1 protein-coding gene is annotated in these 1,309 nt (G+C 58.8%); it reads right to left on the bottom strand.

Features of this window, described 5'->3' with window-relative positions:
* Positions 1–19 precede the first annotated feature (19 nt).
* A protein-coding gene (locus KDX37_RS29165) for an IS3 family transposase (RefSeq protein ID WP_406643503.1) occupies positions 20–1,239 on the bottom strand; the annotation gives its coding sequence in 2 pieces (ribosomal slippage) (positions 20–894 and positions 894–1,239; 1,221 coding nt in all).
* Between the last annotated feature and the right edge of the window lie 70 nt (positions 1,240–1,309).

The following is a 1,309-nucleotide window of genomic DNA, read 5'->3' as shown; positions in this document are numbered from 1 at the left end:
ACCGGACACCAACTCCCCGTTAAATTAATCCGACTGCCAAGCGCCTGAACTCCCTCGGCGAACGGTATTTCAAAGCGCTGTGCGGATGCTGCTCGTTGTAATGCTCGAAGGCAATTGCCAAGTTACGCAGCGCCGTTTCTCGATCCGGCTTGGGCATGTGCGCCACGTAATCGCGCTTGATCGTCTTCACGAAGCTCTCGGCCATGCCGTTGCTCTGTGGGCTGCGCACCGGTGTGGTCACCGGCTGCAAGCCGATCTGTCGAGCAAACAGGCGCGTCTGTTCTGCGGTGTACGCCGAGCCGTTGTCGCTTAGCCATTGCACCGGCGTGGTGGGCAGTTGATCACCAAAACGCTTCTCCACGCTTTCCAGCATCAGGTCACGGATGTCATCGCCGCTGTAGCCGGTCGGACTGGCGACCCAGCCGATGGCTTCGCGATCACAGCAGTCCAGGGCGAAGGTCACGCTCAGTTTGGCGCCGTCTTCGCAACGAAACTCAAAGCCGTCCGAGCACCAACGCGTATCGCTGGTTTCCACCGCAATACGGCCTTCGTGCCGACGCGGCATGCCGGGCTGTTTGATCCGGCGTTCAAGCAGCAAGTTGTGATCACGCATCACCCGGTAGACCCGTTTCACATTGATCGCGGGCAGCAATTGGGTTTCACGGGCGCGACGCAGTAATCCCCAGACACGACGGTAGCCATAGCTGGGCAGTTCGCTGACTTGCTGCTTGATCTCGGCGACCAATTCCGTGTCGTTCACGAGTCGACTTCGCCGTACTTTGGGCGACACTGATTGCTTGATTCGAACCGTTAATTGCGAGCGCGCCACACCGAGACATTCGCTGACCAGCTTCACTGGTCGTCCCCCGGCAACAAGGGTGAGTGCGCAATCCATTTTCGCGACCGAGCGATCTCCACTGCCTCTTTGAGGATTTCTGCTTCCATCGTTTTCTTGCCCAACATCCGTTGCAGTTCACGGATCTGCTTGAGCGCATCGCTCAGCTCGGAGGCCGGCACCACGGCTTCGCCAGCACTGACCGCCGACAGGCTGCCGTCCTGATACAGCTTGCGCCACAGGAATAACTGGTTGGCATTGATGCCGTTGCGCCGAGCGACCACCGACACACTTTGCCCTGGCTCAAGGCTCTCGCGAACCATGACCAGCTTTTGCTCCGGGCTCCAGCGGCGGCGCCGCTCCTGGCCCAAAAGCTCCCCACTCTTATCGTTGCTGTTAGTCATAAACATAACCGTTTGCCTATCCCTTATCGTAAGGGGGAAACGGTGTCCTGTCTTTCATGGGGCTCGTTCA

Source organism: Pseudomonas californiensis (assembly GCF_021147775.1).
Taxonomy (GTDB): domain Bacteria; phylum Pseudomonadota; class Gammaproteobacteria; order Pseudomonadales; family Pseudomonadaceae; genus Aquipseudomonas; species Aquipseudomonas californiensis.
The sequence above is the reverse complement of the archived record's forward strand: the minus strand, read 5'-3'. Positions and strand labels throughout refer to the sequence as shown.